The following is a 7555-nucleotide window of genomic DNA, read 5'->3' as shown; positions in this document are numbered from 1 at the left end:
TCCTGCCAACCCTGTCAAAACGCCGTCCTGGAGCGCAGCGCTGCCGCCAGCGTGCCTTCGTCGAGATAGTCGAGTTCGCCACCGACCGGCACGCCATGCGCCAGCCGCGTTATCTTCACCTCGAAACCGGACAGTTGATCGGTCAGGTAATGGGCTGTGGTCTGGCCCTCCACCGTGGCATTGACGGCCAGGATGATCTCCTTGACCTCGCCGCCGGCGACGCGGTCGACCAATGAGCGGATGTTGAGCTGATCGGGGCCGATACCGTCGAGCGGCGACAACGTACCGCCCAGCACGTGGTAGCGCACATTCATCGCCGCCGCCCGCTCCAGCGCCCAGAGATCCGAGACATCCTCGACAACGATCAGCGTGCCGGCATCACGGCGCGGATCGGTGCAGATCATGCAGGGGTCAGACGTGTCGACATTGCCGCAGGTCGAGCAGATGCGCACCTTGTCGGCCGCCTCGGCCATGGCGGCGGCGAGCGGCGACAGCAGCTGTTCCTTCTTCTTGATCAGATGCAGCGCGGCGCGCCTGGCCGAACGGGGACCGAGCCCCGGCACTTTGGCCAGGAGCTGGATCAGGCGTTCGATCTCGGGACCCGCGATTCGCTTGGACATTGCCCTGATCTAGAGCAATTCCACGAAAAGTGCGAAGCGGTTTTGCGTCCGGACAGCATCTCCAACCAGCGCATGCAGGCCGTCAAGTGCGGCCCGCCTCAGTTGGTTTCGAGCGGCCGGTTCTGGCTGACGATCATCGCGCCGATGGCGTCGGTGTTCTCAGGCGTCGACTGGAACCCCATCGCCGCCTCCTGCGGTGCGCCCTGCACCGAGGAAATGACCCTCGTGTTCAAGGTCCCGCCAAAGCGAGCGGCATCCGGTTCCTCCATCGGCTCCTGCATCGCCACCACCGTCGGCTTCTCCTGGACGCGCGCGGACTTTGCGGCCGGCGCCACGGATGCGGTCACATAGGTCTGCTGAGCAGGGGCAGTGCGGACAGCTGCCGTCTTGCTGGAGCGTGCCGGCTCCGCCTCGGCAGTCATGTAGACCTGTTGTGCCGCAGCGGTGCGATCGGATCTCTCGGCCGAACGCGCCGGCTCGGCGGAAGCGACGCGAGTCGCGGCTACTCCGGGCAAGGCTGCCGGCGTTTCCGCCGAAGCGACCGCGACCGTCGGCTCGTCCGGCAGCGGCTGCCAGTTGCGGCCGCGCTTCTCGTAAAACGCATTGCCGCCGGCGACCATGGTGTAATGCATGTTCTTGTAGGGGAAGCGCAGGCCCGCGGTGTGGAAATACATCGTGTTCTTGAGCTTGGCCTTGCGCTCGCCCTTGAGCACGGCCTCGGCGGCTTCCTCGACATCGGGCATGGCACGCGAATTCATCGGCCTGGTCATGACGCCGGGCGCGAACTGGCCGCGCTCGCCCACCACCGCGCAGATGGTGTCGCCATGCTTGCCGGAGCGCAGCCGGTTCATCACGACAGTGCCGACGGCGATCATGCCATCGCGGCTCGACCGGTTGGATTCGAAGAACATCGCCCTTTCCAGGCATTCCCTGTCCTTCGGCGTGTGGTAGCCGCGGGAGCTCAGGAAACTCGGCGTGATGGCGTCGGTCAGGCTGGACATGCCGTGTGACGCGGTCTGGCTGCAAGCGGCCAGGAACAGGGGAGACGTGACGACGCCGAGCAATAGCGGCGTCTTCCATCGCGTGGAAATCAACAGGTAACCCTCTCACTTCGATGCCCGCCCCCAGGCTGCGGCAAGAATGAGACACTTTCAGGCAAAATGATGGCTAAAACGTTATTGGTGAGATGCTGTTGCCAAACTGGCACAGTTATGTGGCAAGATCGGGACTTCAAGCCTTTGTTTTATGCACGCCCTTGTCCATGCCGAGACCCCTTTTGGGCGGCATGCATTATCGCCCGGCTGAAATCGCAGCCGGCCGTCCTGGCTCAATTTCTTCGAATTTCTCCGAGAACAGCCCGCGCTTCAGGAACAATGCTCGCGCATTCCGGGCGACCGGCGCGATCTTTCCCGGCCAGTCGCTGTCGATGAACTCGGACCTGGTGAAATCGGGGTTGGCCTCCCCGGCAGCCTCCAGGAAATCCGCGATCTCCAGCACGATGGCGCGTTCTTCCTTCGAGAGCGCCGAGGTGCCCGCTTCGATCGAGGGGCGATGCACGAAATCCTCGAACAGGTTGAAATAGCCCTTGATGCCGACGAGATCGACGCCGGCATCAGAATCGGCCAGGATTTCCAGGATCTCGTAGATCCTGTTGCGGATACGCTGCTCGATCAGCCTTTCGGACGGCTCTTCGGCCATGGCCAACTAGTCTTTGGCTTTATGCATGTCGTTATCCCCAAAACCCTCGCACACTCTTGGGCGACATGCATTTAGAAGGGCAGTTTCATTCCCGGCGGAATCGGCAGGCCGGCGGTCAGCGCCTTGGTCTTTTCCTGCATGATCTGCTCGACCTTGGCCTTGGCGTCATTGTGGGCGGCCAGAAGCAGGTCTTCGAGGATCTCGACCTCATCCTCCTTGAACAGAGACGGGTCGATCTTCAGCGACTTCATCTCGAACTTGCCGGTCAACGTGACGATGACCAGGCCGCCGCCGGCCTGGCCGACGGCTTCGACTGTGGCGATCTCGTCCTGCATGGCCTGGAACTTGGCCTGCATTTCCTTCGCCTTGCCCATCAGGCCGAGAAGATCTTTCATGGTCCGATCCTTTGCAGAGTCGTGGTTTCGTCAGGGTTCGTCGTCGTCCGCCGGCGGCTCGACCGGCACTTCGGCTTCGACCGCATCGGCTTCCGGCGCGTCGGGAATGCGCACGTCGATGATCCTGGCGCCGGGAAAACGCGCCAGGATAGCGGCGACCGTCGGATCGCTCTTGGCATCGAGCAAAGCGTTCTCGCGCCTGGTCGATTCCATTTCGGCCAGCGTCTGGCCGCCCTCTTCCTTCGACAGCGACACCAGCCAGTTGCGACCGGTCCAGGCGCGCAGCTTGGTCGTCAAATCGTTGAGCAGCATTTTGGGCGCATCGTCGGTCAGGCTGACGTCGATGCGGCCGGGCTCGATGCGCACGAGGCGGATGCAGCGCTTGACCAGCACCTTGAATGCGATATCGCGCTGCGCGTCGGCAAGGGCGACAATATCGGCCAGCGATTTCAGCGGTATTGGCTGCGCCTCCGGCGCCGGCTGCGGGGGCGCAACGAAGGCGGCCGGAGCGGGCGCGGCCTCCACCAGCCGCATGGTCTGCGCGCCGCCCGACCCGCCGGGCATGCGCGTCTGCGCCACTGCGCTGGCGCCGTTGACGCCGGACGTGCCGCCATTACCGGGGCTCGCCGGCGCGCCGTTCGAACGCGGCGCGGCGCCCGGCGCCGGCAGGCCGTTCTCCAGCGACCTCAATGCCTCGTCCAGCGTCGGCAGGTCGGCCGCGTGTGCCAGCCGGATCAGCACCATCTCGGCCGCACTTACCGGCCGGTTCGAGGACTGCACCTCCGGGATGCCCTTGAGCAGCATCTGCCACGTCCGCGACAGCACCTTGATCGAGAGCGTCCGAGCGAAATCGGCGCCGCGCTCGCGCTCGTCCTGCGACAGCGCCGCGTCGTCGGCGGCGGTCGGCACGAAGCGCAGCCGGGTGACGAGATGGTTGAATTCGGCAAGGTCGGTCAGCACGGCGGCCGGATCGGCGCCGGTGTCGTATTGCGCGCGCAATTCAGCCAGTGCCGCCGCCACATCGCCCTTCATGACATGTTCGAACAAATCGACGACGCGGGCGCGATCGGCGAGGCCCAGCATCGCGCGTACGGCTTCGGCGCTGACCGTACCGCCGCCATGCGCGATGGCCTGGTCGAAAATCGATTGAGCATCGCGCATCGACCCTTCGGCGGCACGCGCGATCATTGCCAGCGCGTCGTCGTCCGCCTCGATGCCCTCCAGGCCCGCTATCCGGGCGAGATCAGCCTTCACGACAGCCGCATCGATGCGCCTCAGGTCAAAGCGCTGGCAGCGCGACAGCACGGTGATCGGCACCTTGCGGATTTCGGTGGTGGCGAAGATGAACTTGACGTGCGGCGGCGGCTCTTCAAGCGTCTTCAACAGGCCGTTGAAGGCCTGCGTCGACAGCATGTGCACTTCGTCGATGATGTAGACCTTGTAGCGGGCCGAGACCGGCGCGTAGCGCACCCGTTCGATGATGTCCCTGATGTCGTCGATACCGGTGTGCGAGGCGGCATCCATCTCGATGACGTCGACATGGCGGCCTTCCATGATCGCCTGGCAGTGCTCGCCGAGCACGGCAAGGTCAACGGAAGGCTGGTCGATTGTTGCCGTTTTATAGTTCAGGGCCCGCGCGAGAATGCGCGCGGTCGTGGTCTTGCCGACGCCGCGCACGCCGGTCAACATCCAGGCCTGGGCGATGCGGCCGGTGGCGAAAGCGTTGGTGAGCGTGCGCACCATCGGCTCCTGGCCGACCAGCTCGGAGAAATTCGCCGGACGGTACTTGCGCGCCAGCACGCGATAGGCGCCGGCCTTGCCTATCTCCAGGCTTTTTGGTCCCGAATTTCCGGCTTCGCTCATTCGCCCGCAAAACTCCAAATGGCCGCGCCAAAAGGCGGCCGATTCCTGCGCATAGTTTCGCCCGCGCTGCAATGCGTCGTCAACGTCGCGAGAAGGGCCGATGAGGTGGGAGGCTGGAACAATGACCCGTTCCGGGCTCGTTAGGGCTGCTTCCTTCCGGACCTGACCCGGTTGGCGAGTGGATCGTCCACCACCAACCTCCCGCCGTCCATATCGGCAATTGCGCGACGAAATGCAAGAGCGCAGGCAAATCGGCTGCACCAGCCACGAGATTCGCTTGCAGCCTCGATGCAGCCGCTCTAGCGTTCATGAACTCTGAGGAAAACACCAAAAGCAAGGGAAACGCCGATGTTGCCGGGCCTGAAGGCCGGATTCACGCTGGATGCCCGGCTGGAGGCGGACAGCGAGCAGTTGATGTGGCTTGGGCTGTGTGAATTGCGCGTGATGAACGACCGCCGCTGGCCATGGCTGCTTCTGGTGCCGCAGCGGCCGGGCGTCGAGGAAATCCACGACATGACGCCGCTCGACCAGACAATGCTGACCTTCGAGACCAATATGGTGGCGCAGGCGCTGAAGAAGGTGACCGGCTGCACCAAGATCAACACCGGCGCGCTCGGCAACATCGTGCGCCAGCTGCACATCCATGTCATCGCCCGTTCGGAAGGCGATCCCGGCTGGCCAGGCCCGGTGTGGGGGCACGGCCTGCGCGAGCCCTATCAGCGCTCCGAACTGCGCCGGTTTGCCGAAACGATAAGGGCGGCGCTATAAGCCTTCCCGTGTCCATCCCGAACGTGTCCATCCCGAACGCCCAGAGTCCGCATGAGCTTTAGCCTGTTTGACGCGCCCTTGCGCGAGCCGAGCCAATTCGTCGGCTTCGCCGGCAACAGTATCGACCGGCAATCCGAGAACCGCGCCGACGATTCGGTCGACAAAGCGCTCGCCGATCCTGGAACCAGGCTGCTTTTGATGCAGGGCGGCCGGCTCTACCTGAAGGTTCGTGACGGCGGCTTCGACCCCTGGTTCGGCGTCGCCGAAAGCCTGCCCTTCCAGGCCTTGCCCGGCAGCGGCGTGCTGCTCGGATTCTCCGATCAGGGCCCGGTGCTGGCGGTGACCGCCGGCATCGAGCCGGAACAGCTTCCGGAAACGGTCAAGGCCATCGACTACCGCTCGGTCTATATGCAAGGCCTGATCGACGAAGCGGCCGCCGGGGCGATGGCGCAGGGCGCCGCGCTGCTCGCCTGGCACGCCAGCCATCGTTTCTGCAGCAAATGCGGGACCGAGTCACAAATGCGGGCCGGCGGCTACAAGCGCCATTGCCCGAATTGCGGCACCGAGCATTTTCCGCGCACCGATCCGGTGGCGATCATGCTGACGGCGACGCGCGAGAAATGCCTGCTTGGGCGCGGCCGGCATTTCGCGCCGGGCATGTACTCCGCCCTTGCCGGCTTCATCGAGCCGGGCGAGACGATAGAGGCGGCGGTGCGCCGCGAGACGCTGGAGGAGGCGGGCATCCGACTCGGCCGCGTCGTCTACCACGCCAGCCAGCCTTGGCCATTCCCCTATTCGCTGATGATCGGCTGCTTCGGCGAGCCGCTCAACGAGGACATCCAGGCCGACCTCAACGAGCTGGAAGACTGCCGCTGGTTCTTGCGCGACGAGGTCCGCCTGATGCTGGCCAGGGAGCATCCCGGCGATCTGATCACGCCGCCGAAGGGCGCCATCGCGCACCACCTGATCCGCGCCTGGGTCGACAGCGAATAATGGAAATCAGGAGAGGGAAATGATCCGCCATACCGTCGTGTTCACGCTGAAGCATCCGCCGCACTCGCTGGAGGAAAAAAGGTTCCTGCTCGACGCCAAGAAAATCCTCTCGGCGATCAGGGGCGTCACCCATTTCGAACAGCTGCGTCAGGTCAGCCCCAAGAACGACTACCAGTTCGGCTTCTCCATGGAATTCGCCGACCAGGCCGCCTATACCAGGTACAACGACCATCCCGACCATGTCGCCTTCGTGCGCGACCGCTGGGTGCCGGAGGTAGAAACCTTCATGGAGATCGATTACGTGCCGCTGGGCTGGTAGCTCAGTCCGCCACCTTCCACTGCTCGCGTGACTCACTTGCCGGATAGACGCCGAGGATGCGCACCTCGCGCGAGAAGAAGCGAAGCTCGTCCAGCGCCAGCTTGACCAGCGGATCGTCGGGGTGGCCTTCGATGTCGGCGTAGAACAGTGTCGCCGTGAAGGCGCCGAGCTGGTAGCTCTCCAGCTTGGTCATGTTGATGCCGTTGGTGGCGAAACCGCCCATCGCCTTGTAGAGCGCGGCCGGCACGTTGCGGACGCGGAAGATGAACGTCGTCATCATCTTGACGTCAGGCGCCGGGCGTTCGGCCCATTGCTTGCTCTTGCTCAGGACGACGAAGCGGGTGACGTTGCTGTCTGTATCCTCGACATTCTCCTCGATGATGTCCAGCCCGTAGAGCGTCGCGGCCAGCGCTGGCGACAGCGCCGCCATGGTGCGGTCCTTGACCTCGGAGACCATCTTGGCGGCACCCGCCGTGTCGCCCGCGACTATCCCTTTCCATCCATTCTTGCGGATATATTTGCGGCATTGGCCAAGCGCATGGATGTGGGTGTGCACAGTCTTGATCTCGTCGCGTTTGACGCCGGGCAGCACCATCAGCTGGAAATGGATCGGCAGGAAATACTCACCGACGATGTGCATCCTCGATTCCGGCAGCAGGTGATGGATGTCGGCGACGCGGCCGGCGATGGTGTTCTCGATCGGGATCATGGCGAGATCGGCCTTGCCGGTTTCGACCGCGTTGAACGCGTCCTCGAAGGTCGGGCACGGCAGCGGCTGCATCGAAGGATAGACGTTGCGGCAGGCGGTGTCGGAATTGGCGCCGGGCTCGCCCTGGAAGGATATTCTGTTGGTCTTTTCAGGCATGGCCAATTCTCGATTGAGGGAGTGCCGGTTCGGC

9 protein-coding genes and 1 other RNA gene are annotated in these 7555 nt (G+C 64.1%); 3 read left to right on the top strand and 7 right to left on the bottom strand.

The window, feature by feature from the left end; all coding sequences use genetic code 11:
• Nucleotides 1-14: 14 nt before the first annotated feature.
• The 6 genes from recR to ffs all read right to left on the bottom strand — a co-directional run bounded on the left by recR (nt 15) and on the right by ffs (nt 4778).
• On the bottom strand, nt 15-620 hold the full coding sequence (gene recR, locus LB551_RS20215) for a recombination mediator RecR (RefSeq protein WP_224660246.1): 606 nt from the start codon (nt 618-620) through the stop codon (nt 15-17).
• A gap of 98 nt (nt 621-718) precedes the next feature.
• On the bottom strand, nt 719-1714 hold the full coding sequence (locus tag LB551_RS20210) for a cell wall hydrolase (RefSeq protein ID WP_224660245.1): 996 nt from the start codon (nt 1712-1714) through the stop codon (nt 719-721).
• A gap of 196 nt (nt 1715-1910) precedes the next feature.
• A complete protein-coding gene (locus tag LB551_RS20205; protein WP_140496863.1) occupies nt 1911-2318 on the bottom strand; it encodes a hypothetical protein in 408 nt (135 codons plus the stop codon).
• A gap of 71 nt (nt 2319-2389) precedes the next feature.
• Nucleotides 2390-2713, bottom strand: coding sequence for a YbaB/EbfC family nucleoid-associated protein (locus LB551_RS20200; protein WP_140496865.1), 324 nt, complete (start codon nt 2711-2713; stop codon nt 2390-2392).
• 30 nt (nt 2714-2743) lie between these two features.
• Nucleotides 2744-4576: a DNA polymerase III subunit gamma/tau gene (locus LB551_RS20195; RefSeq protein ID WP_224660244.1), complete on the bottom strand. Its 1833-nt coding sequence runs from the start codon at nt 4574-4576 to the stop codon at nt 2744-2746.
• Between the two features lie 105 nt (nt 4577-4681).
• Nucleotides 4682-4778: signal recognition particle sRNA small type (ffs, locus tag LB551_RS20190), an RNA gene on the bottom strand.
• A gap of 146 nt (nt 4779-4924) precedes the next feature.
• Between ffs and LB551_RS20185 the strand changes: the two genes are divergently transcribed.
• From LB551_RS20185 to LB551_RS20175, 3 genes are read left to right on the top strand one after another with little or no spacing between them, the layout of a single operon-like run.
• Nucleotides 4925-5344, top strand: a complete 420-nt coding sequence (locus LB551_RS20185; protein ID WP_140496869.1) for an HIT family protein — start codon at nt 4925-4927, stop codon at nt 5342-5344.
• A gap of 51 nt (nt 5345-5395) precedes the next feature.
• Nucleotides 5396-6337, top strand: coding sequence for an NAD(+) diphosphatase (gene nudC / locus LB551_RS20180; RefSeq protein WP_224660243.1), 942 nt, complete (start codon nt 5396-5398; stop codon nt 6335-6337).
• A 19-nt stretch (nt 6338-6356) separates the two neighbouring features.
• Complete coding sequence (locus tag LB551_RS20175; RefSeq protein ID WP_224660242.1) at nt 6357-6656, top strand: Dabb family protein; 300 nt, start codon at nt 6357-6359, stop codon at nt 6654-6656.
• Nucleotide 6657: 1 nt separating this feature from the next.
• Here the strand turns inward: LB551_RS20175 and LB551_RS20170 are convergent, their stop codons facing one another.
• Complete coding sequence (locus tag LB551_RS20170) at nt 6658-7521, bottom strand: prephenate dehydratase (protein WP_140550124.1); 864 nt, start codon at nt 7519-7521, stop codon at nt 6658-6660.
• Between the last annotated feature and the right edge of the window lie 34 nt (nt 7522-7555).

The organism is Mesorhizobium sp. BR1-1-2 (genome assembly GCF_020165435.1).
Taxonomy (GTDB): Bacteria; Pseudomonadota; Alphaproteobacteria; order Rhizobiales; family Rhizobiaceae; genus Mesorhizobium.
Note: the sequence above shows the minus strand (reverse complement) of the source record. Positions and strands in the feature narration are given on the sequence as shown.

Excerpts from the sequence above, each read along its gene's own strand:
- LB551_RS20195 (WP_224660244.1), bottom strand. The coding sequence starts at position 4,576 with ATGAGCGAAGCCGGAAATTCGGGACCAAAAAGCCTGGAGATAGGCAAG.
- recR (WP_224660246.1), bottom strand. The coding sequence starts at position 620 with ATGTCCAAGCGAATCGCGGGTCCCGAGATCGAACGCCTGATCCAGCTC.
- LB551_RS20175 (WP_224660242.1), top strand. The coding sequence starts at position 6,357 with ATGATCCGCCATACCGTCGTGTTCACGCTGAAGCATCCGCCGCACTCG.
- LB551_RS20185 (WP_140496869.1), top strand. The coding sequence starts at position 4,925 with ATGTTGCCGGGCCTGAAGGCCGGATTCACGCTGGATGCCCGGCTGGAG.
- LB551_RS20170 (WP_140550124.1), bottom strand. The coding sequence starts at position 7,521 with ATGCCTGAAAAGACCAACAGAATATCCTTCCAGGGCGAGCCCGGCGCC.
- nudC (WP_224660243.1), top strand. The coding sequence starts at position 5,396 with ATGAGCTTTAGCCTGTTTGACGCGCCCTTGCGCGAGCCGAGCCAATTC.
- LB551_RS20205 (WP_140496863.1), bottom strand. The coding sequence starts at position 2,318 with ATGGCCGAAGAGCCGTCCGAAAGGCTGATCGAGCAGCGTATCCGCAAC.
- LB551_RS20200 (WP_140496865.1), bottom strand. The coding sequence starts at position 2,713 with ATGAAAGATCTTCTCGGCCTGATGGGCAAGGCGAAGGAAATGCAGGCC.